This window comes from Telluria sp. ZB4P37 (assembly GCF_059685855.1).
In genome coordinates this window covers 352,625-377,554 of record NZ_JCASID010000001.1, presented here as the reverse complement: position 1 = coordinate 377,554, position 24,930 = coordinate 352,625, and the positions used below count along the sequence as shown (strand labels likewise).

26 protein-coding genes are annotated in these 24,930 nt (G+C 64.1%); 4 read left to right on the top strand and 22 right to left on the bottom strand.

From position 1 onward, the window contains the following. Positions 1–13: 13 nt before the first annotated feature. The gene (locus tag AC56K1_RS01930; RefSeq protein ID WP_497156145.1) at positions 14–838 is read right to left on the bottom strand and encodes a TlpA family protein disulfide reductase; all 825 of its coding nucleotides are present in this window, start codon (positions 836–838) and stop codon (positions 14–16) included. A 206-nt stretch (positions 839–1,044) separates the two neighbouring features. Here AC56K1_RS01930 and AC56K1_RS01925 point away from each other — a divergent pair, with 206 nt between their 5' ends. The 3 genes from AC56K1_RS01925 to AC56K1_RS01915 all read left to right on the top strand — a co-directional run bounded on the left by AC56K1_RS01925 (position 1,045) and on the right by AC56K1_RS01915 (position 3,489). Next, entirely contained in the window at positions 1,045–1,710 is a 666-nt protein-coding gene (locus tag AC56K1_RS01925) for a response regulator (RefSeq protein ID WP_497156144.1), read from the top strand. Further along, entirely contained in the window at positions 1,707–3,038 is a 1,332-nt protein-coding gene (locus tag AC56K1_RS01920) for an ATP-binding protein (protein ID WP_497156143.1), read from the top strand. Before AC56K1_RS01925 ends, AC56K1_RS01920 begins: the two co-directional genes overlap by 4 nt. Positions 3,039–3,183: 145 nt before the next feature. Next, the gene (locus AC56K1_RS01915) at positions 3,184–3,489 is read left to right on the top strand and encodes a hypothetical protein (protein ID WP_497156142.1); all 306 of its coding nucleotides are present in this window, start codon (positions 3,184–3,186) and stop codon (positions 3,487–3,489) included. A gap of 239 nt (positions 3,490–3,728) precedes the next feature. Here AC56K1_RS01915 and AC56K1_RS01910 read toward each other — a convergent pair whose 3' ends face one another. From AC56K1_RS01910 to AC56K1_RS01890, 5 genes are read right to left on the bottom strand one after another with little or no spacing between them, the layout of a single operon-like run. Beyond that, positions 3,729–5,945: a heavy metal translocating P-type ATPase gene (locus AC56K1_RS01910; RefSeq protein ID WP_497156141.1), complete on the bottom strand. Its 2,217-nt coding sequence runs from the start codon at positions 5,943–5,945 to the stop codon at positions 3,729–3,731. Between the two features lie 4 nt (positions 5,946–5,949). Beyond that, the gene (locus AC56K1_RS01905; protein WP_497156140.1) at positions 5,950–7,107 is read right to left on the bottom strand and encodes a c-type cytochrome; all 1,158 of its coding nucleotides are present in this window, start codon (positions 7,105–7,107) and stop codon (positions 5,950–5,952) included. A gap of 25 nt (positions 7,108–7,132) precedes the next feature. Then, complete coding sequence (locus tag AC56K1_RS01900) at positions 7,133–8,008, bottom strand: c-type cytochrome (RefSeq protein WP_497156139.1); 876 nt, start codon at positions 8,006–8,008, stop codon at positions 7,133–7,135. Beyond that, a complete protein-coding gene (locus tag AC56K1_RS01895) occupies positions 8,005–8,637 on the bottom strand; it encodes a cbb3-type cytochrome c oxidase subunit II (RefSeq protein ID WP_497156138.1) in 633 nt (210 codons plus the stop codon). Before AC56K1_RS01895 ends, AC56K1_RS01900 begins: the two co-directional genes overlap by 4 nt. 3 nt (positions 8,638–8,640) lie before the next feature. Beyond that, positions 8,641–10,248 (bottom strand): cbb3-type cytochrome c oxidase subunit I, encoded by a 1,608-nt coding sequence (locus AC56K1_RS01890; protein WP_497156137.1) that lies wholly within the window; start codon positions 10,246–10,248, stop codon positions 8,641–8,643. A 522-nt stretch (positions 10,249–10,770) separates the two neighbouring features. On the opposite strand from AC56K1_RS01890, the gene AC56K1_RS01885 reads away from it, so the two are divergent. Then, on the top strand, positions 10,771–11,970 hold the full coding sequence (locus AC56K1_RS01885; protein WP_497156136.1) for a cation:proton antiporter: 1,200 nt from the start codon (positions 10,771–10,773) through the stop codon (positions 11,968–11,970). Positions 11,971–11,975: 5 nt separating this feature from the next. Here the strand turns inward: AC56K1_RS01885 and AC56K1_RS01880 are convergent, their stop codons facing one another. From AC56K1_RS01880 to soxC, 16 genes are all read right to left on the bottom strand, one after another. Next, entirely contained in the window at positions 11,976–12,587 is a 612-nt protein-coding gene (locus AC56K1_RS01880) for a YeeE/YedE thiosulfate transporter family protein (protein WP_497156135.1), read from the bottom strand. After that, positions 12,580–13,086: a YeeE/YedE thiosulfate transporter family protein gene (locus AC56K1_RS01875; RefSeq protein ID WP_273029209.1), complete on the bottom strand. Its 507-nt coding sequence runs from the start codon at positions 13,084–13,086 to the stop codon at positions 12,580–12,582. The genes AC56K1_RS01880 and AC56K1_RS01875 overlap by 8 nt, the downstream gene beginning before the upstream one ends. Before the next feature lie 18 nt (positions 13,087–13,104). Continuing rightward, positions 13,105–14,484 (bottom strand): MBL fold metallo-hydrolase, encoded by a 1,380-nt coding sequence (locus tag AC56K1_RS01870; RefSeq protein ID WP_497156134.1) that lies wholly within the window; start codon positions 14,482–14,484, stop codon positions 13,105–13,107. 209 nt (positions 14,485–14,693) lie between these two features. Then, on the bottom strand, positions 14,694–15,116 hold the full coding sequence (locus AC56K1_RS01865) for a DsrE family protein (protein ID WP_497156133.1): 423 nt from the start codon (positions 15,114–15,116) through the stop codon (positions 14,694–14,696). A gap of 27 nt (positions 15,117–15,143) precedes the next feature. Then, positions 15,144–16,172, bottom strand: coding sequence for an MBL fold metallo-hydrolase (locus AC56K1_RS01860; RefSeq protein WP_497156132.1), 1,029 nt, complete (start codon positions 16,170–16,172; stop codon positions 15,144–15,146). Positions 16,173–16,185: 13 nt separating this feature from the next. Further along, positions 16,186–16,692, bottom strand: a complete 507-nt coding sequence (locus AC56K1_RS01855; protein ID WP_497156131.1) for a GlcG/HbpS family heme-binding protein — start codon at positions 16,690–16,692, stop codon at positions 16,186–16,188. Beyond that, on the bottom strand, positions 16,689–17,222 hold the full coding sequence (locus tag AC56K1_RS01850) for a thioredoxin domain-containing protein (protein WP_497156130.1): 534 nt from the start codon (positions 17,220–17,222) through the stop codon (positions 16,689–16,691). The genes AC56K1_RS01855 and AC56K1_RS01850 overlap by 4 nt, the downstream gene beginning before the upstream one ends. Then, a complete protein-coding gene (locus AC56K1_RS01845) occupies positions 17,200–17,802 on the bottom strand; it encodes a rhodanese-like domain-containing protein (RefSeq protein WP_497156129.1) in 603 nt (200 codons plus the stop codon). Before AC56K1_RS01845 ends, AC56K1_RS01850 begins: the two co-directional genes overlap by 23 nt. A 9-nt stretch (positions 17,803–17,811) precedes the next feature. After that, on the bottom strand, positions 17,812–19,524 hold the full coding sequence (soxB, locus tag AC56K1_RS01840) for a thiosulfohydrolase SoxB (protein ID WP_497156627.1): 1,713 nt from the start codon (positions 19,522–19,524) through the stop codon (positions 17,812–17,814). Between the two features lie 60 nt (positions 19,525–19,584). After that, positions 19,585–20,205, bottom strand: a complete 621-nt coding sequence (gene soxX, locus AC56K1_RS01835; RefSeq protein WP_497156128.1) for a sulfur oxidation c-type cytochrome SoxX — start codon at positions 20,203–20,205, stop codon at positions 19,585–19,587. Positions 20,206–20,214: 9 nt separating this feature from the next. Next, a complete protein-coding gene (soxA, locus tag AC56K1_RS01830) occupies positions 20,215–21,021 on the bottom strand; it encodes a sulfur oxidation c-type cytochrome SoxA (RefSeq protein WP_497156127.1) in 807 nt (268 codons plus the stop codon). Positions 21,022–21,096: 75 nt separating this feature from the next. Then, positions 21,097–21,408 carry a thiosulfate oxidation carrier complex protein SoxZ gene (gene soxZ / locus AC56K1_RS01825; protein ID WP_497156126.1) on the bottom strand — a complete coding sequence of 104 codons (312 nt, stop codon included), beginning with the start codon at positions 21,406–21,408 and terminating at the stop codon, positions 21,097–21,099. Between the two features lie 28 nt (positions 21,409–21,436). Further along, entirely contained in the window at positions 21,437–21,898 is a 462-nt protein-coding gene (soxY, locus tag AC56K1_RS01820) for a thiosulfate oxidation carrier protein SoxY (protein ID WP_497156125.1), read from the bottom strand. Positions 21,899–21,947: 49 nt separating this feature from the next. Continuing rightward, positions 21,948–22,382: a pseudoazurin gene (locus AC56K1_RS01815; RefSeq protein ID WP_497156124.1), complete on the bottom strand. Its 435-nt coding sequence runs from the start codon at positions 22,380–22,382 to the stop codon at positions 21,948–21,950. 54 nt (positions 22,383–22,436) lie between these two features. Beyond that, positions 22,437–23,495, bottom strand: a complete 1,059-nt coding sequence (locus AC56K1_RS01810) for a c-type cytochrome (RefSeq protein ID WP_497156123.1) — start codon at positions 23,493–23,495, stop codon at positions 22,437–22,439. Continuing rightward, positions 23,479–24,828, bottom strand: a complete 1,350-nt coding sequence (gene soxC / locus AC56K1_RS01805; RefSeq protein ID WP_497156122.1) for a sulfite dehydrogenase — start codon at positions 24,826–24,828, stop codon at positions 23,479–23,481. Before soxC ends, AC56K1_RS01810 begins: the two co-directional genes overlap by 17 nt. Positions 24,829–24,930: the final 102 nt, after the last annotated feature.

Below are 24,930 nucleotides of genomic sequence, written 5' to 3'. Positions count from 1 at the left end.
TTCGTTGATGTCGCTATCGTGCGTTTGCGGTTGAGCGCTTGCTGCGCAGGACCGCCAGGTGTTCGGCCAGTGTGGCGCTCGATACCTCGCCCATCCGCTTGTCGACGAGTATTCCGTTCGCGTCGACGAACAGCGTAGTCGGCAGGCCCGGGGCGCCGGCTGCCTTGGCCAAAGCCCCGCCGGGGTCGAGCACCACGTTCCGCAGCGGCAGACCCTCGGACTTCAGGTAGGCACGCACCGTGGCGCTGTCCTCGCCCTGGTTGACGAATACGAAGGTCAGGTCGCTTGCTTCGCGCTGTGCCTTGCCAAGGGCGGGCATTTCTCGCCTGCAAGGCGGACACCAGCTCGCCCACAGGTTGACCACCATGGGCTTGCCGGCAAATGCGGTCAAGGGAACGGCGCGTCCGTCAAGATCCGTCAGCATCACCTCGGGCAGGGCCTGGCGCTCGGTCGCCATGCGAACCAGCCCATTCCCGGCGATCCAGATGGAGAGACCGGCCCATAAGGCGATGACGATCGCGGCACGCTGGTCGGCCCTGCGCCATGCCAGGATGGCGCCGATGATGATGGCCGCTGCAAAGCCTGCGACCGGCGCCAGCCCGCCGTCGCGCAGGTCCGGCAGCCGCCAGGGCTCTTCCGCGTACAGCGGCCAGTAACGGGCGACAAAGACGATGCGCGCCACCAGGATCGCCCCGGCGATGATCAGCCACAGCGAGCCCTCGGCCTTCACGCCGCGCCTGGCCGCCACCCGGTTGCCGATGGCGGAACCGAGGATGATCGTTGCGAATGCGACCAGCAGTTGCGCGGGCAAGGCAAGCGGGCCGAGTGTGACAGTCATGGTGGTGTGTTTTCCTGCGCATGGCGCCGGCCCGACGGGCCGGTTCGACGCCTGGCGAATACAGCCATCCTATTTCCTGCCGATTAGCACCACATTAACGAATCCGTCGATTTGCCGGGAAGCATCGGCTTCGCCCCTCCCGTTAATCGCGGCATAACCGTAAAGCGGTAAGATCGCGGTTCCTGCTTTTATTACTCGGGTTAGCCATGCGTGTACTCGTCATCGAAGACGACGAACTGGTCGCCAGCGGCATTCTTGCTGGCTTGCGCCTGTCCGGAATCGGGGCCGACCATGTCGCCAATGCCTCGCAAGCGGAAATGGCCGTGCAGACCGGCCGCTTCGACGTCATCCTCCTCGATCTCGGCCTGCCGGACACGGACGGACTCACGCTGCTCAAGCGCTGGCGCGGCGCTGGCAAGGACTGGCCGGTACTGGTCCTGACAGCGCGGGACGACGTACAGGACAAGGTGGCCGGCCTGCGCAGCGGCGCCGACGACTACCTCGTGAAACCCTTCGAGCTCGACGAACTGGTCGCCCGGCTGCATGCCTTGCAGCGGCGTAGTGCTGGCCGCAGCGTCGACCGCATCGAGCATGGTCCACTGGCCTTCGATCCGGCCACCCAGGTCGTGACGCTGGATGGGAACCCGGTCGAACTGTCGCGACGCGAACTGTCCCTGCTCCAGGCCTTGCTCAACAGCGGCCAGCGTATCCTCAGCACCGACCAGGTCAAGGACAGCCTGTATGGGCTGGGCGATGGCGTCGAAAGCAACGCCCTGAACGTCCACATCCACCACTTGCGGCGCAAGCTCGGGCCGAATATCGTCGAAACCGTACGTGGCCTCGGGTACCGGCTTGGCAAGGCGGGGACATGAAGACGCTGCGCCTGCGCCTACTGGTCACCATCGGCGCCTCGTTCGCGCTGTTCTGGACCCTGTCGTCGGTGTGGACGCTGGTGGACCTGCGCGACGAGTTCCGCGACGCACTCGACGAACGGCTGGCGGCATCGGCGCGCATGGTTGCCGCGCTGATTGCCGACTCGCCCCATCTTTCGGTGCAGCCGGGCGCCCGCGGAGCCAGCCCGATCCCCTACCTGGTCCGCACCGACAACGTGGCCTGCGAGATCCGGCTGGTGCGGGGCGGCATCGTGGGCCGCACCGAGAACAGCCCGGAACGCCTCGGCCTGGTGGCGCCCGGCTACCGCACCCGCGTCATCGATGGTGTTACCTGGCGCAGCTACACCATCGAGCACAATGGGATGCGCATCACCACCGCCGACAAGACCGAGCGCCGCCAGCAGCTGTTCCGCAATATCGCGTTCGCCACCTTCGTGCCCTTCCTGGTCGCCATGGCGGCGACCCTGATGGCGCTATGGTTCGCCGTACGCCATGGCCTGCGCCCGCTCGAACGGATCCGCGTTGCCCTCGAAGCGCGCGAGCCCGGTGCGCTCCACCCGCTGCCCGAGCAGGACCTGCCGCGCGAGCTCGCCCCGCTGGTCACGACCGTCAACGGCCTGCTGGCCAGGATTGAACGCACCATCGAGCGCGAACGGCGCTTCACCGGCGACGCCGCGCACGAATTGCGCACGCCGCTCACCGCCGTCAAAACCCATCTCCAGGTCGCCCGCATGAGTGGTGACGGTCCGGACACAGCGGTAGCTCTCCAGCAGGTCGAACGCGGGGTAGGACGCCTGCAGGGCATCATCAACCAGCTCCTGATGCTGGCGCGCGTCGAGGGTTCGATGTCGTTCGAGGACGACGAGCGGCTGCAGGCCGGCGCAATCGCGGAGCAGGTCATCACGCACCTTCCGGCGCAGCAGGCCGCTAGGGTGTGCGTTCGCGACGAAGGCGGCGCGGCTAGCGTTCTCCGCATACCCGCATCCCTCGCCGTGACGGCGCTGCGCAACATCCTCGACAACGCGCTGCGCTACGGCGATGCCGAGGCCACTGTCGTGCTGCGGATCGTGCAGCATGGCGGGACGGCAGGTTTTACGGTGGAAGACCAGGGCAGCGGCATGAGCGATGCGGACATCGGCAAGGCCGGACAGCGCTTCTGGCGCAAAGGCGGCGGCCAGGGCAGCGGCCTCGGCCTCTCGATCGTCAAGGCGATCGTCGCGCGCTACGACGGCAGCTGGAAGCTCGAACAACGCGAAGGCGGGGGGCTGGCTGCGCACCTGTGCTTTCCCGCCGAGCAAAGCTCTTGATTGGGTTGGGACAACTTGGGCGGCTTTCCTAACGCGCGCCTGCAATTCGCCCGCTGTCGTAGATTGGCAGGCGCTTATGTCTACTGGCTTGGAAGCATCAGGCCATGCGATCGGATTCTTTATGATTCACACAAAAGGAAACGACATGAACAAAGTCTTGACAATGTTGACCGTAGCATTCATTGGGGCGAGCGCGCCGGCCCTGGCCATGGACGACATGAAAAAGGGTATGAAGATGCATATGAAGATGATGGACTCCAACGGCGACGGTGCCATATCAAAAGAGGAGTTCATGAAGCACCATGAGATGATGTACGACAAGATGAAAAAGAATGAACGTGGAACGGTTGACTTGAAAGACATGTCCATGATGGGCCCTCACGATATGAACATGATGGGCAAGGAGAAACCCAAGGATGGGGCCAAGGCGATGGAGGGGACGTCCAAATAATTGCGATGCGCTTCGCTCGAATTGACGAAGAAGTAGCCGGATATGCCAACCTGCAGGTAGCGTATCCGATAACCTCAATTTGCAATGCGGACCGGGACCGTTCTCGCCGCTATCCCGATGAAATGGGCTTCCGGTCCCACTGTCTGGTCCTGGTTATTGCTGCCGGCGCGCTGGTTTGTACGATTTTTGTATTTTCTTATCACGGCTGATCAAACTGTCCCGCTGCGTTCACGGTAGCTTCAGGTGCGCCGCCGCGCACGCGTCCCGGACAGAAGCCGCCCCGAATTCAGCACGACGCTCAGACTGCTGGCCAGCATCGCGCAGGCAGCGGCAACCGGGGTCACCATGCCGCTCGACGCGAGCGCCAGCACAGCCACGTTATACACCATGGAGAACGCCAGGTTCTGGCGCACTACCCTCACTGTTCGCCGTGCATGCCGCCAGGCAGCGGCAACCTGCTCTACGCCGCCGCTCGCGATGACCACCCCTGCCGTCGCGACCGCCGGCGGAGTGGCTCCCTGCACCGCGATGCCGCAGTCGGCTGCCGCCAAGGCAAGCGCGTCATTGACACCGTCGCCGACGAACACCGCGGGTCTGCCGGCCCGTTCGAGGACCTTCACCTTGTCCTCGGGCAGGCAGTGCGCATGGACATGCTCAGGCCCGAGACCGACGGCTTCCGCAACCGGGGCTGCGGCGGCCGCGCTGTCCCCGGTGACCAGGCGGGTGCGGATGCCCGCGTCTGCAAACGTGCGCAGGGCCTCGGCGGCGCTTTCCCGTATGCGGTCCTGCAACAGGATGGCGCCGATCCATGTCCCGTTACGCGCGACTTCGACCCTGGTGCAGCCTGGTGACGCGCCTGCCGGCAGGGTCACGCCCTGCTCTTCGACAAAAACCGCGCTGCCCACCAGTACCGTCTGGTTTCCGTCCTTGCTGCGCCAGGTGCAGCCGCGCGAATGGCGTTGCGCCAGCCCCTCCCCTGCGCTGTCCATGCCTGCGGCGTCGGCCGCCGTGCGGATCGCCCGCGCCACCGGGTGAGCAATGTCCGCCTCCGCCCGCGCCGCCAGGGCCAGCACCTCGGCGGAAGCGGCGTGCTGCGAACCGAGCACCTCGCGTACTTCGAGCATGCCTTCGGTCAGCGTGCCGGTCTTGTCGAACAGGATTTCGCGCGCACCGGCAAGTGCTTCGAGCGAAGCAGGATCGCGCAGCAGGATACCTTGGCGCGCCCCGCTTGCGGTCGACGCGGCATATGCCAGCGGCAGCGCCAGCCCGACAGCGCAGGGACAGGCCGCAACCAGTACCGACAGGGCACGCAGCGCCGCCTGCACCGGATCTCCGCTCGCGCCCCAGGCCAGTGCGAAACTGGCCGCCGCCAGCACCAGGGCGCCCGGCACCAGCCAGCGCGCGAACCGTTCCGCCTGCATGGCGGCCGCGCTTTTCGTACCGAGCAATTCGAGCATGCGCACACCGATGCGGTCGATGAAGCGCTCGCCCCAAGCCTGCTCGACGCGCAGCACCAGCCGCGACGACAGGTTGATGGAACCGGCAACGATGCTATCGCCGGGCGTGACCGGCAATGGAGCCGACTCGCCGTTCACGATCGCCGCATCGACCTCGCCTTCACCTTCTACCACCGTACCGTCGACCGCGACGCGCTCGCCCGCGTGCACCAGCACCAGGTCGCCCGGACCGACCCGGTCCGCGGCTTCCTCCGTCGGGACGCCGTCGGCGCCGATCCGGCGTACCGTTTCCGGCACCGCCTGGCGCAACGCATTCACCGCCACCGAGTTGCGGCGCCGGGCGTGCAGTTCGATCAGGCGCCCGCACAGGAGAAAACTCACCAGCATCGTCGCGGTGTCCGCATACACGTCGGCGCTGCCGCGCAGCAGCGACCATACCGAGAGCAGGCAGGAGGCCAGCACGCCGGTCGACACCAGCGCATCCATGCCGGGCACGCCGGCGCGCAGGGTGCGCCAGCCGGCGCGGTAGAAGGACAGGGCCGACCAGCTCACCACCGGCAGCGCGGCCAGGCAGGTAGCGAGCGCGACCCACCACCCCTGGGGCGAGACGGCCAGCCCGGCGTCCAGGTACAGCGCCACCGATCCGAGCATGCTCCACATCCCGAAAAAGCCGGCCACCGCCAACCGCATCCAGACCGCGCGCGCCTGGGCATCGATCTGCCGCTCCAGTTCCTGGGATTCGACCAGAGGGACGATGCCGTAGCCGAGCCGCTCGACGCGTGAGAAGACTTCATCGAGGTTGACGCGCTCCGGGTCCCAGCGCACGAGCGCCGAACCGCCCGCAAAACTGGTGCTGGCCGCGGTCACGCCGGGCGCGCGCGCGATCGTGCGCTCGACGGCCAGCGCGCAACTGGCGCACCACATGCCCTCGATGCTGACGACCATGCGCCCGGCGCGGCGCAGCGCGTCGCGGTCGACGCCGGCGAAGGCCGCATCCACCTGCTCAACCCTTGGCCGGCTGGGCCGCGCTGGCTGGGGTGGCGCGAGCCACGCCGACGCCAAGGATCTTGCCGTTCACTTCCTTGCCGTAGTAGCTCCTTTCCTTATTGTGGAAGCGCACCCGCGCCTCTTCGATCGTCCCGGTCTGGCGCGGATCCTTCGGCCGCTCGTGGCTGTTGATGTAGGCAGCGGCATCCCATGCGTCCTGGTCCGACAGGCTGTACGGCTTACCGAGCGGCATATTGGCCTTGATGAAGCCCGCCGCCGTATCGATCCGCGACATGCCGGCACCCCAGTTGTAGGCTTCCGGTCCCCACAGCGGTGGGAAGCGCAGCTTCCCGCTCTCGTCCTTGCGGCCCTGGCCGTCTGCGCCGTGGCAGAGTGCGCAATTCTGCGCGTAGACCTTGGCACCACGCGCGTGGTCGTAACCCTGCGGCGTTTCCTTGACCTTGATGTAGCCACCGCCGCGCATCTCCTCGCCGGTGGGTGCACCATCGGCAAGCCAGTACATGTAGATCATCAGGTCCTTGTAGATGTCGTCGCCCGGCGGCGGCGCCTTGCCGGCCTCGGAAGCCTGCGCATTCATCGAATAGTTGAAGCAGCCGTTGATGCGCTCTTCCAGCGTGTTGACCTTGTTGTTCTTGGCGCGATATTTCGGGTACTGCACATAGGCCGCCCACATCGGCGCCGAATTCTCGCGCCGTCCCGCGTCGAGGTGGCACTGGGCACAGGCCATGCTGTTGCCTACATAGCGCTGGGCATACTGCGGCGTATGAATGAAGATATCGCGGCCGCGCCGGATCGCATCACCTTCGGGACCGTCGGGCATCTCGCTTTCGGATGGTGGCACGAAGTAGCCGTCCGGGCCGGTCGGCTGCAAGGGCGCGGCCACCTTGCCTTCTTTGTCCTTCTTGCGCTCGGCACGCGCGGCGAGCATCGCCTTGCGCGCTTCAGCCTCGACGGCTTCGCGCGAAATGGCCGGCGCCGGCGTTTCGGGCGTGAAGCCGGCAGCGGTCTGGAAACTGCGCCAGGCGCCGGTCTGGACCACCAGGGCGCCGAAGGCGAACAGCACCAGGCCGCCACCAGCCGCGGCGGCCAGGCGGCGGGCGGTGCTGCCCAGGGCGTAGGGAGACTTCGTCGTGGTTTTCTTCGGGTCGTTCATATGTGTCGGTTTCAAGCGGTGGCCATCACAGCGTGGAGGCGGAGCGTGCAGCGCCTTGCGCCACCGTGGCGCGAGGAGTCGCTGGCGGCGGCAGCGAGCCGAGGTAGTCCGACACCGCGCGCATGTCGTCGGGGTTCATGCGGCGCGCGATGTCATCCATCAGCTTCTGCGGCGAATTCTTGCGTTCGCCCGCATGCCATGCGGCCAGCTGGGCGAAGATGTAGTCGGGCTGCTGGCCAGCCAGCGCCGGGAAGCCGGGCGCGACACCTTCGCCGTTCATGCCGTGGCAGGTGAAGCAGGCCGGAACGTTGGACTTCCAGTCGCCTTTTTCGGCGATCAGCCTGCCGCGTTCTAGGTTGCCGCCCAGGCTGGGCGCCAGCGTGGCGCGCAGCTCGATGCCGGCGTAGTAGCGCGCCACCTTCTCGATATCCTCGTCCGTCAGCGCACGCGCCACGAACGCCATCGACTCGTTGTGGCGCAGGCCCGAGCGGAAGTCCTCCAGCTGCTTGGCGAGGTAGGCGGCCGGCTGGCCGGCCAGGCGCGGCGTGCTGAGACTCCCCTCCCCGGCCGCGCCGTGGCAGGAGGCGCAGCTCCAGGCCTGGCCCTTGCCGGCGGCGACGATCTGCAGCGTTGCCGCATCGGCCTCGCCCAGGCCACGTGCCGCTGCTGGTGGCGCAAGCGCAGCCCGCGCCGCGGCCGGCGCCGCAGCCTGCTGCTGTTTGAGCTGCTGCGCCTGACGCTGCGCCTGGTACTCGGACACATAGGTCAACAGGCCCCAGAACGCCAGCGCGAACACGATCGCCACCACGAACAGGGGAATCGGGCGTGTGCGCTCCCATGGATCGAAGGCCTCGTCGACCTGCGGCGCTGCCGGGCGCTTGCCGGGATCGTTCTTGTTCATCGCTGTTCTCCCTTGGACAAGGCGTAGCCTTCGTCGCGGACGGCTTCGCCCACCGGCGCCGCCGGATAGGTTCGGTTCAGGCCCTGCAGGTAAACCGCCAGGTCGAGCGCTTCCTGGCGCGCCACCACGACCTCGCCCTTGGGCTGGAACTCTGGGGGCAGCTTGACGACAACGTCGCCTGGTTCGGCCTGCTTCTTGCGCTCGAACAGGTAGGGATAGGCGGGCATGATGCTCCAGTCGAAAATCGCACGCGGCTGGTACAGGTGGGTCAGGTGCCAGTCGCGGCTCGGCAGGCGCGCGCCGACATTGAGCAGGTCGGGACCAGTTCGCATGGTGCCCAGCTGGTGCGGGCGGTCATAGGCGAAATCGGCCGCGGTCGGGGCCCGGCCCCAGCCTTTCGACAGGTCGGCCAGGGTCTGTCCCGCCGCTCGCGGTTGCTGGCTGTGGCAATACACGCAGCCCTGGTTGATGTACTGCTGGCGTCCGGCCAGCTGCTGCGGCGTGTAATCGGCCAGGCCGGACGCCGGCGCCTGGTCACGGATCTGGGCGCCGGGGATCACCACCAGCATCAGGGTGGCAAAAGCGAGAATGGCAATGGCGCCGACGAAAACGGAAATGAGGCGGTTCATGGATCAGGCTCCAGCGGTGGCAGCGGCGGGTGCCTGGCCTGCGATGGACGTGCGCAGCGTGCCCTTGCCCATCAACAGGGCGGCGATGTGGAAGGCGAACACCAGGTGGCCCAAGGTCATCAGGCTGCCGCCGAGCGAGCGCGCCTGCAGGTAGGGGATGGTCGCCCGTGTGACGGACTCGAACGAGCGCCCCGTGTCGAGCAGGCCCACGCCCTGCAGCCAGCCACCGGCGGAGACCGCCAGGAAATACACCGCGAAGCCTCCGACCACCAGCCAGAAATGCAGCTTGAGTAGGCGCGGCCATGGCCAGTCGCGTCCGGTCAGGTAGGGCAGCATGTAGTAGAAGGCGCCGAACAGCACCATGCTGGTGAATCCGTAGGCGCCCAGATGGGCATGGCCGACCGTATAGTGCGTGAAGTGGGTGATCGAGTTCACCGGGCGTAGCGCCTGCAGCGAGCCCTGGAACGAGGACAGTGTGTACATCAGCGCGCCCAACGCCACGAAGCGCAAGGCCACCGACTGCTTCAAGGCCCAGGCGTTGCGGGCCACCGTGGTGTGCTGGTTGATCGCGACTGCGATCACCGGGATGAACATCATCACGCTATGGACGATCGACAGCGTCACCAGCCAGGTCGGCACTGGGGCGCCGATCAGGTGGTGGATGCCGACCTGGCTGTAGAACAGCGCAAGGCCCCAGAAGCCGAGCAGCGACAAACTGTACGAATACACCGGCTGGCCCACGATCTTCGGAATCAGGTAATAGGCGGTTCCCACGCCGAGCGGGGTCAGCCACAGGCCGAGCACGTTGTGCGCGAACCACCAGTTGACCGTGGCCTGCTGCACGCCGGCATGCAGTCCCGGCAGGTTGGCGATGAAGTACAGTACCGGGAACCACACGAGGCCACCCAGGAAGTACCAGCCTGACACATAGATGTGGTGCGACTTGCGGTGGCGCGCCGTCATCACAAGCGGGAAGGCCAAGCAGGCGCCGCCCACCGCCAGCAGCAAGCCGATCTGCCAGGGGATTTCGAGCCATTCGACGCCTTGCGTGTAGCCCAGGGCGATGGCGGTCACGCCCATGGCCACGCCGATGGTCCAGACCATGGCGCCGAACATGGCGACGCGCGGGTAACGCAGAGGCGTGTGGAAGATGCGCGGCACGATCCACAGCGCCGAGGCGATGCCGGCCACCGACAGCCAGCCGTAGGCGACCAGGTTCAGGTGCATGGTGCGCATGCGTCCGAAGGTGAGCGGCGCATGGCCCACCAGCCAGTCCGGCAGGTGCAGTTTGAGCGAAGCGATCACGCCGAAGACCGAGCCCAGCACAAGCCAGAACGCTGCGACGGCCGCCATCAGCAGCACGGTGCGGCGCCCGGCGACGTCGATCCTTTCGCGGATCACGTCGAAGCGGTGGGCGTGAGAGCCTTCCGGCGCACGGCCGAAAGCGGTGGTATCGTCGGGCGCGCCGGTCTCGCCCGGCTCGAAGATCGTGGAGGCATCGCTTTGCGACAGTGCGAACTGGCGGCGGGCGATGGCCCAGATCAGGAAGCCGAGCGCGGCAAGCGACGCGGTAAAGCTCAGCGCGAGCAGTAATCCGATTGTGATGGGCATGGAGTCGAAATGCGTGGTGGACCGCGCCAGTGCGGGCACGGTCAAGTTCATCGAGTTCGCACAGAGGGACGCTGCGGATGCGCCGTAGCTCCGTATGTTGACCGGAGCCGCATATCTAGTTCGAGCAATTTTCTGTAGCAGAAGGCAATGCTATGCAATGCCGATTAAGGCAGGATTAATGAAGTTCTCGAACTGCTGGCAATTAATGGGGCTTGATGCGACCGGGAAGCACGAGGTAGACCTGCATCCCTTATCACGCCGACCATTGTCTGGCACGAGAAATGTCTTGCAACGCGAGTGATGCAGACGTAGGTGATCGATGTGCAGTGCGCCATGAGCTCGAAACGAAATGCGCCCGCAGGTGGCACCAGTGCCGTAACAGGCAGGCCCCATTGCTTTCGAATAACTCGCGTAGACAATACTCCGCCGCAATTTTTCTTGCCAAGATTTGAAGAGCCACACCATACTCGCCCTTTACGAACTCAAACTACACCATTTGTCAGGGACGATATGCACGCTGCAATGGGCACGACCGAAATTTTCCTGATCGCCATGGCAATCATTTTCAGCATTCCCTACCTGATCTGGCGCTTGGGCGACACTGACTATTACGCCCCGCTGGTGGTAGTGCAGATCATTACCGGCATCCTCCTCGGACCAGGCATTCTAGGCAGGATGTATCCGGAATACTATGGCTTCGTGTTCAATCCCGAGGTGATCCAGTCGCTCAACGGTATTGCATGGTGGGCCGTGATGATCTTCGTAATGATCGCCGGCATCGAACTCGACCTGAAAGCGGCCTGGGCGCACCGCCGCGAGAGCATGATCACCGCGTCGCTCGCGCTGGGGACGCCGCTGGTGTTTGGCTGTATCGCCGCGCTCGGCATGCTGGGCTATGCTGGTTGGATCGGTCCGAAGGCCGAGAGCTGGCAATTCGTACTGGCCGTAGGCATGGCCTGCGCTGTCACGGCCTTGCCTATCCTGATATTGCTAATGGAGAAACTAGAGATCCTGCGCCAGCCGATCGGGCAGCGCATCCTGCGCTATGCCAGCCTGGATGACATTGCGATCTGGGGCGTGCTGGCCCTGATCTTGCTCGATTGGGACCGCGTCGGACGTCAGTTCGGGTTCCTGGCCGTGTTCGCCCTGGCCACGGTGTTGTTCCGCAAACTGATGGCCAAATTGCACGAGGCCGACCGCTGGTATGTCAGCCTGGTCTGGCTGGCGGCCTGTTCCTTCGCAGCCGATTGGGCCGGCCTGCACTACATGGTCGGCGCCTTCCTGGCCGGTGCGGTAATGGACGCGCACTGGTTCGACCAAAAGAAGATGGATCTGATGCGTCACCATGTGCTGCTGGCCATCATGCCGGTGTTCTTCCTGTCTACCGGCTTGCGCACCAACTGGGCGATGGGTGGACCGGCCGTGTTCCTCGTCGCCGCCGTGCTCCTGCTCGCCTCGGTGAGCGGCAAGTTGGCCGGCACCCACATCGCCGGCAAGATCCTCAAGTGGGGCGAGGGCGAGGCGTCCATCATCGGCTGGCTGTTGCAGACCAAGGCGCTGATCATGATCATCTTCGTCAACATCCTGCTGGACAAGGGCATTATCACCAGCGAAACCTTCACGGCCCTGCTCCTGATGGCCGTTGGTAGTACCATGCTTACCGTGCCCGTGGTCTACCCAAGGCTGCGGCGCGTTGCCGCCCTGGTGTTCAAGGCCGGCTGAATTTGCTACGGAAAATACAGGTACAGCAGCCACAATGCCACGCCGAGCAAGGGCGCGAACACGATCAGGAATGGCGTGGTGCGCACTCCAATCAGATCAGGCAGCTGGATGCAGCCGCGGTCACCCCAGGCCAGCACATTCGAGCTGAGGTTTCTGGACAATTCGGCATAGAGATAGCTGCCCGCCAGGAGTCCGGCAATCCCGGCGGCGGCATCCAGATTCCCCTGTCCTAGGGCTGCGGCGCCGGTTCCAGGGCAATATCCGATCAAGGCAAACCCTGCTCCAAAAACCAGGCCGCCAATCACATTGGCCGCATACTTCGTGGGTTTGAGCTGCAGTTTGACGAGCCCAAGAGCGTGCATGGCAAAGATGCCGATCATTCCGACAAGAATGGCCGCCAGCATGATTTTCATGACTGTGAAATCGGTCAAGAGAAGCGCCCCCAGCAGAACCTCGTACTTGGCAACGCCGCCTTTCTGCAACAGGTAACCGAAGATAATCCCAAAGAATAGGCCCAGTGCGAGCTGCCTTGGCGCGTCGCTTTTCCCGGCCCCGCCATCCGTACTTCCCGGAGGCTTGGCGTGGTCAACGTCGGCCTTTGCGGATGTGTTATCCATACATCACCTGCGCTACCAGGGAACCGCCTGCGAAGAAGCATGCCAGCGCAATCCACGACCCGACCGACAATTGCAGTGCGCCGCTGATTCCATGGCCACTTGTGCACCCGCCTGCAAGCCGCGCCCCGAACGCCATGATCACTCCACCAACGAAAGCGATAGACAGACGCAGCGGTACAGAGTTTCCGAAATGCGCCTCCCACAGCGGCGGGATCACGCTGGCATGGAATTCGCCACCCGACAAGGCGGCGAAGAATGCCCCGATGACAATGCCGAATGCGAGCATGACCTCCCACTCGATTTTGGGAGTCTTATCCTGATAGAACGCCAGGGAGTCGGTGTGTTCCCTGGAGACCAGATAGCCCAGCAGGCCGGCCATGCGTGCGAAAGCAGTCGACACGCCCAGCGGTTTGCTGGAAAAATAAAATGTCGCCATCGAGAGGACGCCGATAAGGGCGCCGACCACATACGGATTCCATGCGCCGCCAGCCGTGTTCATGTCCGTCTCCTTCGCGCGTTATTCGACCTGATTCCTGTTTAGTGGCAGTCCGAGCTTGTCCCATGCCGTTATACCGCCAAGCATGTTATAGACTTTTGTATACCCATGACGCCGAAGGGTACTGACCGCAAGCCCGGAGCGATGTCCGACGCTGCAGTGCGCGACAACCCGGTGGTCCTTGGAAATCTGAGGCAGGTTTTTTTCGAGATCGCCTACGAAGGTATGGTGCGCGCCCGGTATGTGTTTCTCCTTCCATTCCATGTCGTCGCGCACGTCCAGGATGTACAGGTCCCCGTCCTGATTCCAGACCGCAGCTTCGCTGGCGCTCGTCGTGCCCAGCGCTTCGATAGGCAAGCCCGCTTCGCGCCATGCCTCGACCCCGTTCACGAGCACCCCCTCGACGCGGTCCATGCCGATACGTGCAAGCTGTGCGATTGCCACAGGTGCCTGCGCGGGCTGCTCCACGATCAGGAAGACCGGTGTTTGTTCGTCTACAAGCCATCCACCGAACGTGGACAATCCCTCCAGCCAGACGTTATATGAGCCCTGGATGTGTGCGCCTGCGAAAGCATCGGGCGATCGTGTATCGATCAATACCCCGCCCCGGGCCCGATCCTGGAACACCTTCGGCGACAGCACGCGATCGTCAAGGGACGAGGGCACGGGCCGTCCTGCCTGCAGGTTGACCACTTCCATATGCGAGAAATACGGCGGCCGGGGCAGATTCTCACCGGCCTTCTGCGCCATGAATTCCGCGCGGGTTTTCGTGAATACAGGATTGGTCGCACGTTCGATGCCAAGCGTTGACTCGTCGCGCTCGGAAATATTCCCCCCACATGCAGATCCCGCGCCGTGCGCCGGCAAGAGGATAGCCTGGTCCCCAAGCGGCGCCAGTTTCTGGTGCACCGAATCGTAGAGCAGGCCCGCATTTTCTGCGGTTTTTTCCGGGTCCGAAAGGTCAGTTCTTCCGGTATCCCCCACGAACAGGGCATCTCCGGTGAACACGCCCCAGCACTGGTCGCCGGCATCATTGGGATAGACCGCATAGGACATGCTCTCGGGCGTGTGTCCTGGGGTGGCCAGCGCGACGAAGCGCGTCGTTCCCACAGTGAACTCCTCGCCATCCCCTACCTGCACATCGACGCGGCCGAACAGGGGGTGTTTGCCCGCCAAAATCCTGGCGCCGGTGAGTTCTGCCAAGCTGGCGGATCCGAACTCGAAATCCTCCTGGCGATGCGTTTCGATGCAATAGGCGATGCTCAAGTCATTGTCGCGTGCCAGTTGCAGATACTCTGCCACGTCCCGCCGCGGGTCGACGACCACCGCAAGCCCATTGCCGCATCCGAGCATATAGGCGTTGTGGCCTAATCCCGGCGTTTTTACCCGTTGAAAAAACATAGTTCCGCTCCTTTCGTTGAGTCAGTCATGCCTGCGGGACGGCTGCGCTTGCCGTCCTTACTGTCCGCGCGACGGTCCATCAGGGCTTGCGCTGGAGTGCTGTCCAATGCTAAGCGGCGGCGATCAGAGCAGCGTTACCGGCGGAACGGACATGCCGGCAACGCAGTCCCGCCACTGAGCAGTGTCCGCTACCATGGAGGGGCCCGGCTTCAAGGCTTGATGTAGGCGTACCCCTCCTGTGACTGCAGTCGCGCCACCTCTGCAACACCGGACGGCACCACGGTCGCTTCCGGCAGAACCCGCTTGCGATCGATCTTGCGCCCCTCGAGGGTGTTATTGCATACCCGGAACTGGACCTTGCGGTTCGCGAGTTCCTGGACCACGGCGTCGTAGGGATTGCCGTTCTTGTCCTTGGCATCCTCGAGCAAGAAGTCGATCCCGGCGCCATGCGTGACCACGACGATGCTGGCCTTCGGACTGGCGTTCAAGTGGTTACGGATATTGCCGAGCGCCTGCATGGCGTTGCTCGCGTCGCTGATGTGGTACACGACCTTCTCGGGCCGCCCGGCGGCGCTGGCGCTCACGGCAAGACTCAGGAACAGCATGGCAGCGACTACACGGAACAGTTTCATATCGTCTCCTTTGATTGGTAAGCGGCGTTACTTCTGCTGCAGGCTTTCCCGCTCCATGAGCAGGAAGGTCCCGTAGGCGTTGATGCGGTTGGCTTGTGCAAATGCAGGATAGCCTGCGTACGCGCTCCAGTCGACCTTAGCATAGGCTTCGTCAAAGGTCGCCAGTTCCGCGACCGCTTCGCCCATCACCTTGCGCAGGAAGATCAGGTAGGAGCGGGTCAGCGCGAGATCCTTGCCCGGATCGCGCGACACGTCGCCATGGCCGGGAACTACGACGGCCGGGTCCAGCGCAAGCATGCGCTCGAGTGCGCCCAGCCACACGCGGCTGTCAGCATCGCCCACGAAGGGCAGCCGGCCGGTAAAGAACAGGTCTCCGGCGAACAGCAAGCGGTCTTCGCTGACGGCCAGCATGATGTCGTCCGGCGCATGGGCGCCACTCGTGTCGATCACCTGAAAGTGCACTCCGCCCATCTCGAACGCGATCGGCTTGCCTCCCGGAAAAGCGAGCCAGCGGTCCGCCGGCAGCAGGCGCGTGCGCCCGTCGACCCACGGCTTGAGGGCTTCCTTGCGCTGCGCCAGGCGCAGTGCGGCGGTGTCCGAGGCTAGGTAGGTGCGGCCCTGCTCGTGCGCCCAGATCTCGGCACCCGCCGTCTTGAATGCCTGCAGTCCGTAGAAATGATCGGCATGGTAGTGGCTGACGATGACGCGGCGGATCGGCTGCTTCGTCACGCCGCGAATTGCCCGCACCATCGCCTCGCCCAGGGCCGGCGTGCCGAGCGCGTCGAAGACGACCACGCCATCCTTGGTGACCACGAATCCGGCGTTCGACATGAAGCCGGCGTTGGCGTTGTCGGCCATGCCGGAGTGTCCCCTGAACATGTAGGCGTGTGCGCTGACCTTGATGGGCTGCAGCACCGGAAGCGGCGCCGCGGTGGCGCCGGCCGCCAGCCAGGACGCGGTGGCCAATACCAGCAGGAGGCGCCACACCCTGTGCGGGAATGCCACGGCGATACGAATCGACTGCATGTTCAGGTCCTTCTGCGCACGGTGGCGCATGTCAAGAAGCGGGTCAGAAATTCAGATCCTCGGCCACCGCCGCGATGCCCGCGCGTGCGCAGGTGTCGTCGGCGCCGCCGCCGGGTGCGCCGGAGACGCCGATCGCGCCCATTAATGCACCGTTGGCCTCGACAGGAATACCGCCACCGACGGCCAGCACGCGGCGGATGTGCCGGATGCCGCTCGCCTCGGCGCCCTCCTTGGTGGACAACGCCAGCGCCGTGGTTCCGATCTTGAAACTGGCCGCAGTCCAGGCCTTGTCGGCTGCCGCGTCCACGGTATGGCTCCCCGCCAAGCGGTCGCGCAGCAGTACCTGGACCTGGCCGCCTCGGTCAGCCACCGCCACCGACACCTGGTAGCCAGCCTGGCGGCATGCCGCCAGCGCGGCCTGGGCCATCCGCAGGGCCAGCTCGGGACTCATCAAGGTGACCGTGTAGGTGGCAGGCGCAGGCGCGTGCGCCGCAGCGGAGCCAGCGCTCAGTGCCAGCAGCAGCGCGCCGCCAAGGATGCGCAGTCTCATTCGGTTCTCCTGTTATTGGATGCGGCCAGCGCGCGGCGCGCGCTGGACAAGGATTCGTCGAGATAGGCGCCATACATACCGGCGACGTCCCCCCCCTCGAGCACAGGCACCAGCAGTTTGCCGTGGCCATTGAGAATGGCCACGCTGGGCGCCACCCGGATACCGTAGCGTGCCGCCAATGCCTTGCCGCTGCTGGCCTGTTTATCGAAGCCGCGCAATGGCGCTGCCGATGCCAGGCCGGCTTCGCGTATGATCGGGCGCCGCCCCGGCACCGATTCCCGGGACAGGGGCAAAAGGTAGTTGCGCCGCACCGTTTCGCAGTAGCTGCAGTCAGGCAGGGAGAACAGGATCACGACGGGTATTCGGCGCTCGCTGGCATCGCGGCCATCCGCAGCAAGATCGTCTGCGGCGGGTAAAGCCGTGTGCTGCGCTGACGCGCTACTACCGGCCACCCACGCCGCCAGCAACGCCACGTGCACAATGGCACGCAGCGCGATGCCTGCACGCTCAATAGGCCGGGAAGTAAGCACGCGTCTTGCCCAAGTCGTAGGACCACGGCAGGCCGGCGTTCTTCCAGCCGTTCAGGATCCGCTGGCCGCGTTTCTCACCCGACCCCACGGTATCTCCTTCGAAGCCGTCGACGACCGTGTAGACCGACGTGTAGCCCAGTTGGCCCAGCAAATTGGCCGCGCGCGCGCTGCGGTCGCCCGAACGGCAGATCACGAGCACAGGCGCATCTTTTCCAAGTCCGGCCGCCTGCAGTCGGCGCGCCATTTCCGGGCCGAAGTCGCTGTTGACATCGAGCTTGAAACGGCCGGCCTTGTCGTCCCAGGGGGCGTCCTCCGGGTGTTCGACATAGGGAATGTTGGCATCCACCACGGTCGGCAGGCCAACGTAGGCGACTTCGTAGCGGGTCCGCACGTCAACGAAATAGGCGCGCGGGCCCAGTTCGCGCTTCATCGCGTAGGCCTCGCGTGCATCGAGGTAGCGCCCCGCGATGGTCTGCTTGTTTTTGGGCACCGCACTCGCCTCAACCGCCCAGGCGTGCGCGCAGGCCAGCAATGCCAGCGCCGCCGCCAGTGCCCTGATCTTCCGGATTATCATCGTCATCCTCGCTCCTCAGGCCATGATGCCTGGATTGCCCTGCACCCCGATCAGGCGCGGCGTGTTCAGCTTGCGCGGCGTGACGACTTTCTCCGATCGCAGCCATTGCGCGACCACGTCCCATACCGGCTCGCCGGAAGCGCCTTCCGCCACCGGCGCCCAACCGGCCACCTTGTAGGTCTTCCCTGCTTCGAGCAGCTTGCCGCTCAGGCGCATGTCGCTGATGCGCGAGCCCATCGGCGCGCTCGGATCGATCGCGTAGGTCATGCCCCCGACCCGCACCATGTCGCCGCCCTGCTGGTAGTAGGGATCGGGATTGAACAGGTTGTCGGCCACGTCTTCGAGCACGGTCTTGATGGTTGCGCCCGTCATTGCGGTCAGCGTGGAATGCGAGTACGTCGTGGCAGTCTGGTCCATCAGGTGTTCCATCAGGATCGGACTGCCCGGCAGCAGCGTGGTGCCCCAGCGGAAGCCGGGCGAAAAAGCCATATCCGCACCTTTGACGGCGATCAGCGCATCGATGATCAACTGGTCGAAGGTGCCGTTGAAGTTGCCGCGCCTGTAGAGTGTGCCTTCGGTAACCGCCAGCTTTTCGTTCAAACGGGCTTCATATGGCTTGCGGACTTTTGCTATCAGGGCCGCCATGTCGCGGTCCGCCGGCAGTAGGTTGGAAAACACCGGCAGCAAGCGGTACTGGAAAGCCTGCACCTTACCGCCGCGCACATCGAAGTCAAGCACACCCAGGAACTTGCCGTTGCTGCCGGCATTGGTCACCAGGGTTTTGCCGCCCCCGTTGCTGACGATGACAGGCGCCGGAATGCCGTCATGCGTATGCCCGCCCATGATGGCGTCGATACCCCGCACGCGCGAGGCCATCTTCAGGTCGACGTCCATCCCGTTGTGGGACAGCACGACCACCGCTTTCGCACCCTTGGCCCGGGCCTCGTCCACCATCTTCTGCATGTTCTCCTCCTGGATGCCGAAACTCCAATCGGGGACGAGGTAGCGCGGGTTGGCGATCGGGGTGTACGGGAAGGCCTGGCCGATGATGGCCACCGGCACGCCGTTCATTTCCTTGATCACGTAGGGCGGGAACACCGCATCGCCGAAGTCGTTGGTCTTGACGTTCTGGGCTACGAAATCGACCTTGCCCTTGAAGTCCTTGCCGACGATTTCCTGCACCCGCTTGTCGCCCAGCGTCATTTCCCAGTGCGCGGTCATGACGTCGACACCCAGCAGCAGGCCGGCGTCGACCATATCCTGCCCCTTGGTCCAGAGCGCCGTGCCGGAGCCCTGCCAGGTGTCGCCGCCATCAAGCAGCAGCGCGCCCGGGCGCTCCGCCTTCATCTTCTTGACCAAGGTGGCTAGATGGGCGAAGCCGCCGACCTTGCCGTAGGTTCGCGCCGCCCGCTCGAAGTCGAGTGCCGTGAAGGCATGTGCCTGCGGCGTGTGGGGCGCCACCCCGCTTGCCTTGAGCAGGGCTTCGCCGACCAGGTGCGGCATGCGCCCTGCGGCCGGCCCGAGTCCGATGTTAACGCTAGGCTCGCGAAAATAGACCGGCATCAGCTGCGCGTGACAGTCGGTGAAATGCAGGAAGTGGACGTTGCCGAAGCGCGGCAGGTCGTAGAGAGCGCCCGGCGACGGTGCCGCCATGGCGCCGCGAGAGCCGAGCAGCATGCCGCCAGCGGCGGCAATCCCGAGCAGTTGCGCGAATTCGCGCCGATTCATACCCATGCTATGTCCTTGGTACTGTTAGCCAGCGGGCATCCAGATGTCCGCCGCCGTGGTTCAATGGTTGACAGGCGATGCCGGATCGAGCAGCAGTGCCATCACATCCTTGATCTGTGCCTCGGTCAGGATGCCGCTATGGCCGAAACGCGGCATGTTGGAGCAGGCTGTATACGCTTGGGCGTTATAGATTTTTCCCCATGTGTATTTGAGCATCTCGTCGCTGCTGCCGCGGATCTTGCCGTAGTTGTAGAGGCTCGGCCCGATGTTGCCGAACGAAATCTCCTGCTTCGAAATCTGGTGGCATGCGTAGCAGTTGCCGCCACTGATGCCGCCCACCATATCGGATGACTGCATGCCGCGCCCGTTCTGGGCGATCTTCTCGCCCTCCTTCCAGTCGCCCAGGTACTTGCCATCGGCAGGCTGGCGGATATTCTTCATCTGCGTAGCTTCGATCCGGGCGGCGACCTCGGCCGGGCGCTCCTGCGGATACTGGCTGCATAGCTGCTGTGCTTCGTCCTGGCTGGTCACGCGCTCGAGCGTCGCCGGTCCCTTCGACCGGAAATCCTGCTTCAGCAAAGCGAGCGCGGCTTGCCTATAATCGGGCTCGGCGGCGACCGTTGCGCAGCCGGCGGCAACAACCCCAAGTACGACGATCAGCGTTGTTTTCAGTGGTGTCATGCCGGTCTCCTATCGTTTTAGTGCCGGACCGGCGTACACGCCACCGTTCGCGTTTTTCGCAAGGAACATTGTGATGGCGGTGATCGCCTCGGATGCGTACATTGGCTCGGGGAAACGCTGCTGCCGGAAACAGTCGTTCAGGCGGTGCTGCATTGTGCGCACCTCGCCCTGGGAGACGCGATAGGCAGGCCAAGTCGTGTACGCCGCCTGTGCATTCGCCTTTTCCAGGATGTTCGGCAGTTCCTGCAGTCGGATGCGCTGGCCCGAGGTCGAATGGCAGGTGGCGCAAGCGAAGTCGTGTGCGCCCCCACGATAGAAGAACAGTTGCTTGCCCGTCTCGTACGCATGCTTTTCCTTCGGATGCCGCGTCGACACTGCCATCGTGACGCCCCGCGACTCGGCCGTCAGGTAGGCGACCAGCGCTTCAATGTCCGACTGCTTGCCGGTCGACCCAAAGGGGACCTTCGTAGCCTCGGCCAGGCTGAGCCCTTGCAGGGTCATGCGGCAATGCAGCAGGCGTTGTTCGAGATCCATGACTTTGTCGACGTCCTTGAAGTAGCGCGGAAGTTCGGCATAGGCGCCCTTGAGCACGCCTGGGCCCTTGCCAAAGTCGCATCGCTCCAGCGATGCATTCTTCGGGCCCGCTTTCTTCTTCCACAATTCCTCACCGCGCATTTCCCACAGCTCGGCGGGGTTGCCGTCGGCCAGCATCTGGCGGTATTTAGCGATCTCGTCGGTCGCCGACGATTGTGCCAGCGCCGCGGCGCATAGCGCCAGCAGTGGCACTGCGACGAAACCGGAACGCATCCTGGTCATGGCTGTCTCCTCTTGATATGTCTGGGCGGTCTGGCGCCGCGCATGCCTGCGCCCCGGTCCGGGGCGCTTCGTATTTCAGCTGATAGTGCCTTCGTCGGTACGGGTGTCGCCCGCGCTGTCGACCCAGGTCACGCTGACCTTGTCGCCCTTGGCAGCGCCCTTGAATTTGAATGCCAGGAACGGGTCCTTCGATACCGAGGGACCAAAGTTCGCGTCCAGGACAATCTTGTCCTTGACCTTGGCGATGAGCGTCTTGATGTAGTGGGCTGGAATCACCTTGCCGGACGCGTCCTTGCGTTGTCCGGTCTCCATGTCATGCCGCATCAAGACCTTCACCTCGACCGTGTCGCCAGTGAGGGCGGCGCGGATACGCATTGGGTCTGCCATGTTCTTTCCTTTCAATGAGCTTGATTGATCAGCCGCCGCAGCCGCCGAGCGTGACCTTGATTTCCTTGCTGGCGACCAGCCACTTGCCGTCGGCGCGTACCAGCGCGTGCACGTTCGAGGTCGCCCCCATTTTTACGCGTGTGGTCACGGCCGCCTCGGTGCCTGCCGGGATGTTAAAACTGGCCGACATGGCACTCGGATTCTTTTCTACCAGAACCGCCATAAAGTCGGTGTTCGGTACCTTGCTGGCGATCGATACCGGCACCACGGCGCCGTTCTCGGCGATGTCTGGTCCGGTGATCGACACGTCGGTGCTGACCGTGAACTTGTCGCCGCCCAGCTCCTTGACCGCTGCCTCGAGGCTCTTGGCATCGAAGACCTTCTGGCTCCATTCGGCCGCGAACACGTCAGCCGGTTTCAGCACGCCCGCAGCAAACGCCGCCCCCAGGATCGCGCTGATGCGCATGACATTGCGTCGCTGTTGATTCATACCATCCTCCGTTTGTTGAAAACGCCAGCCGCCAGAGCGGCATGCATGCTCACTTCACCTGCGCCATGTACTTGTCGAGGCGATCCTTGCTCATGACGAAGGACTTCGACAAAGCGTCCGCCCCCTTCTTCGCCTCTGCCAAATTGACCGGCTTGCCGACCTGGATCACCCCTGCCATAGCCATCATCTTGTGCGGCTCGCACACGTAGACGTAGACCCCTTCCTGGTCAAGCTTGACCGAGATTTCCTCGTCCGGCTTGCCTTTCCAGGCGGCGCCGCCGGGCGGGGTGATGACCGAGGCACTGTTGTGCGACGCATCTACCTTGATGAACTTGACCGTGTCTCCCTTGGAGACCTTCAGGAAGCCCGGCTCGAAGACCATAGTGCCGTCCTTGCCGGTATTGAGCATTTTGACCTGGTGGTCGGCGGCCATCGCGCCTGCGCAGGCGACCGATAGGATGAGTCCGGTTACGACATGTTTCATAATGCTACATCTCCGTTAAGTATTGTTAACGATACGGCTTGCGGCCGTACCGGTTTATTGCGGGGCCAGGATCCAGCCCACCAGAACCTTCAAATCTTCCTCCTTCACGTGGGCCTGGGGAGGCATCGGTATCGCCCCCCAGGCCCCGCTGCTGCCCTGCCTGATCCTTTCGGCCAGCCGCGTGGGCGCAGCGGCATCATCCTTGTACTTGGCGCGCACCGCGGTGAAGCTCGGGCCCATAACCTTGTTATCGATGCCATGGCAAGCCAGGCAGGCGTTCGCCTGCAGCAATGCGGTCGGCACGGCGCCACCTGGGGCCGCGGCAGGCACTGCCTGCGCCGCAGGCGTGCTGGCGGCGGTAGCACGGGTCGCCGGCGCGGGACGGGTGGTATCGACGCCGCGGGTGGCGCCGAACCCGCGTGTTTGCATGGCCAGATTGCCGTGCGCATTGCGCGCCGCTTCCGGCAACGTCGAACGCGGCGCCGCGTCAACCGGGCAGTCCTTCACGCAGGCCACGCTGCGTATGTCGGCCTTGGCCTTGACATCCCACATACCGTGCTTGGTCACCATGCCATTGCGGTTAGGCATGCGCGCTTGCGCTTGTGCGATCGTTTTATCAGAAAGCACGAAGTCCTCGGGAATGATCTCGCCCATGTTCAGGAGGTAGGCGGTCACCGCATATACTTCATCGGTGGTGAGCGACTTCGGGGCCGTCCAGGGCATGGCCCGGTTGATGTAGTCCCAGAGCGTCGAGACCGTCGCCACTTTCATCAGGGTGGTCTTTTGTGGCTGGCGCCCGTTGGCGAGCGCAGCCACCCGGCCGGACTTGACGTCATCGGCCGTGGTGCCTCCGACGAGCGGGGTGAATACCTCATTCGACTCGCCGAAGGTGCCGTGGCAGGACGCACACTTGCCTTCCCACACGACCTGGCCAGCAGCGACCGTGCCGGAACCTTTCGGCAAGCCCTTGAAATCGGGCCGCACGTCGATATCCCATGCCGCCACCTCCTTTGGCGTTGCGGGACGCCCAGGCAAGGCCTGCGGACCGGCAAGGACGGCGGCTGTCGCAGCGGCCAGCAGCGCACCCGCCGCGAGCTTAATAGACCTGGACATTCGACACCTCCCCCGATTGCGCCACTTGCCAGGACTGGATCGCATTGTTGTGATAGATCGAGCGTGTGCCGCGCACCGCGCGCAGCTCGTTGATCTTTGGCTGGACGTAGCCGGTATCGTCGATCGCGCGTGACTGCAGGACCGCCGGCGCGCCGTTCCATTCCCAATCGATGTTGAAGCGGGTCAGGCACTTGCTCAGCACCGGCGTCTCCAGCCGCGCCGTGCGCCAGTTGCGCCCCCCGTCAACCGACACATCGACGCGCTTGACCTTTCCGCGTCCGGACCAGGCCAGGCCGGTGATGTTGTAGAAGCCAGTGTCCAGTAGGCGCTGGCCGGCCGACGGTGTGGTGATCACCGATTTGCATTCCTGGATCGAGGTGTACTGGCGATAGCTGCCGTCGGGCATGGCGTCCATGTAATGGATCGCCTCGTCTTTCGTCGCGTAGGGCTGGTCTCCGACCTCGATCCGGCGCAGCCACTTGACCCAGGAAACGCCCTGGATGCCGGGCACGACCAGGCGCAACGGGTAGCCGTTCTCCGGACGCAGCATTTCGCCATTCATGGCCCAGGCGACAATCACGTCGTCGAGCGCCCTGTCGATCGGAATGGTGCGCGTCATCGAGGAACCGTCTGCGCCTTCAGCCAGCACGACCTTGGCCTTGCGCTTGTCGTAGCCGCAATCCTCCAGCAGCACCGACAGCGGCACGCCGGTGAACTCGCTGCAACTGAGCATACCGTGCGAATACTGCACCGACGGGACGGCCACGTTGCCCCACTCCATGGCGGTATTCGCCCCGCACTCGATGAAATGCATGCGCGATACCGAAGGCATGCGCATCAAGTCATCCATCGTATAGACCTTCGCCTGCCTGACCAGGCCATTGATCATGAAGCGATGCTTGCTCGGATCGATGTCGTGCCATCCTTGGTGGTGGCGCTCGAAATGCAGGCCGGAGGGCGTGATGATGCCGAACAGGCCCTGCAAGGGAGTAAAGGCCACGGAAGCTGCCGATACACGGGTCAGGCCCGGGGATTCGCGGCGTTGCAGGTTGGCCTCGAACTGGGACGGCATTCCGTAGGGTGCCGAGGCGACCGGCTTGCCAAGCGTGCGCGCATGTTCGGGCAGCGTCAGGATGTTCGGATCGCCATCGCCCGCCTGGGCTAGCGCGCCGCCGCTCGCCATTGCAGCACTCGCTGCGAGAAAGCTGCGGCGCAGGAATCCACGCCGCTCTTCGTTCAGCCCATGTTCATTAATGTCATTGATCAGAGAGCGTTCGACAAAATTTTCTGGCGCCTTCACTACACGACCGAACTTGCTTATCGGGTTACCCATCTACTCCATCCTTACAAAGAACACTAATAATAACCGCATGCGGATATGACTATATGAGCATATACGCATATACAACTTGAGCGCCTGATGATCCGCCTATTA

Bases quoted from the DNA above. Each gene is read 5' to 3' on its own strand.
- AC56K1_RS01930 (WP_497156145.1), bottom strand. From the start codon at position 838: ATGACTGTCACACTCGGCCCGCTTGCCTTGCCCGCGCAACTGCTGGTC.
- AC56K1_RS01925 (WP_497156144.1), top strand. From the start codon at position 1,045: ATGCGTGTACTCGTCATCGAAGACGACGAACTGGTCGCCAGCGGCATT.
- AC56K1_RS01920 (WP_497156143.1), top strand. From the start codon at position 1,707: ATGAAGACGCTGCGCCTGCGCCTACTGGTCACCATCGGCGCCTCGTTC.
- AC56K1_RS01915 (WP_497156142.1), top strand. From the start codon at position 3,184: ATGAACAAAGTCTTGACAATGTTGACCGTAGCATTCATTGGGGCGAGC.
- AC56K1_RS01905 (WP_497156140.1), bottom strand. From the start codon at position 7,107: ATGAACGACCCGAAGAAAACCACGACGAAGTCTCCCTACGCCCTGGGC.
- AC56K1_RS01900 (WP_497156139.1), bottom strand. From the start codon at position 8,008: ATGAACAAGAACGATCCCGGCAAGCGCCCGGCAGCGCCGCAGGTCGAC.
- AC56K1_RS01895 (WP_497156138.1), bottom strand. From the start codon at position 8,637: ATGAACCGCCTCATTTCCGTTTTCGTCGGCGCCATTGCCATTCTCGCT.
- AC56K1_RS01890 (WP_497156137.1), bottom strand. From the start codon at position 10,248: ATGCCCATCACAATCGGATTACTGCTCGCGCTGAGCTTTACCGCGTCG.
- AC56K1_RS01885 (WP_497156136.1), top strand. From the start codon at position 10,771: ATGGGCACGACCGAAATTTTCCTGATCGCCATGGCAATCATTTTCAGC.
- AC56K1_RS01880 (WP_497156135.1), bottom strand. From the start codon at position 12,587: ATGGATAACACATCCGCAAAGGCCGACGTTGACCACGCCAAGCCTCCG.
- AC56K1_RS01875 (WP_273029209.1), bottom strand. From the start codon at position 13,086: ATGAACACGGCTGGCGGCGCATGGAATCCGTATGTGGTCGGCGCCCTT.
- AC56K1_RS01870 (WP_497156134.1), bottom strand. From the start codon at position 14,484: ATGTTTTTTCAACGGGTAAAAACGCCGGGATTAGGCCACAACGCCTAT.
- AC56K1_RS01865 (WP_497156133.1), bottom strand. From the start codon at position 15,116: ATGAAACTGTTCCGTGTAGTCGCTGCCATGCTGTTCCTGAGTCTTGCC.
- AC56K1_RS01860 (WP_497156132.1), bottom strand. From the start codon at position 16,172: ATGCGCCACCGTGCGCAGAAGGACCTGAACATGCAGTCGATTCGTATC.
- AC56K1_RS01855 (WP_497156131.1), bottom strand. From the start codon at position 16,692: ATGAGACTGCGCATCCTTGGCGGCGCGCTGCTGCTGGCACTGAGCGCT.
- AC56K1_RS01845 (WP_497156129.1), bottom strand. From the start codon at position 17,802: ATGACGATGATAATCCGGAAGATCAGGGCACTGGCGGCGGCGCTGGCA.
- soxB (WP_497156627.1), bottom strand. From the start codon at position 19,524: ATGAATCGGCGCGAATTCGCGCAACTGCTCGGGATTGCCGCCGCTGGC.
- soxX (WP_497156128.1), bottom strand. From the start codon at position 20,205: ATGACACCACTGAAAACAACGCTGATCGTCGTACTTGGGGTTGTTGCC.
- soxA (WP_497156127.1), bottom strand. From the start codon at position 21,021: ATGACCAGGATGCGTTCCGGTTTCGTCGCAGTGCCACTGCTGGCGCTA.
- soxZ (WP_497156126.1), bottom strand. From the start codon at position 21,408: ATGGCAGACCCAATGCGTATCCGCGCCGCCCTCACTGGCGACACGGTC.
- soxY (WP_497156125.1), bottom strand. From the start codon at position 21,898: ATGAATCAACAGCGACGCAATGTCATGCGCATCAGCGCGATCCTGGGG.
- AC56K1_RS01815 (WP_497156124.1), bottom strand. From the start codon at position 22,382: ATGAAACATGTCGTAACCGGACTCATCCTATCGGTCGCCTGCGCAGGC.
- AC56K1_RS01810 (WP_497156123.1), bottom strand. From the start codon at position 23,495: ATGTCCAGGTCTATTAAGCTCGCGGCGGGTGCGCTGCTGGCCGCTGCG.
- soxC (WP_497156122.1), bottom strand. From the start codon at position 24,828: ATGGGTAACCCGATAAGCAAGTTCGGTCGTGTAGTGAAGGCGCCAGAA.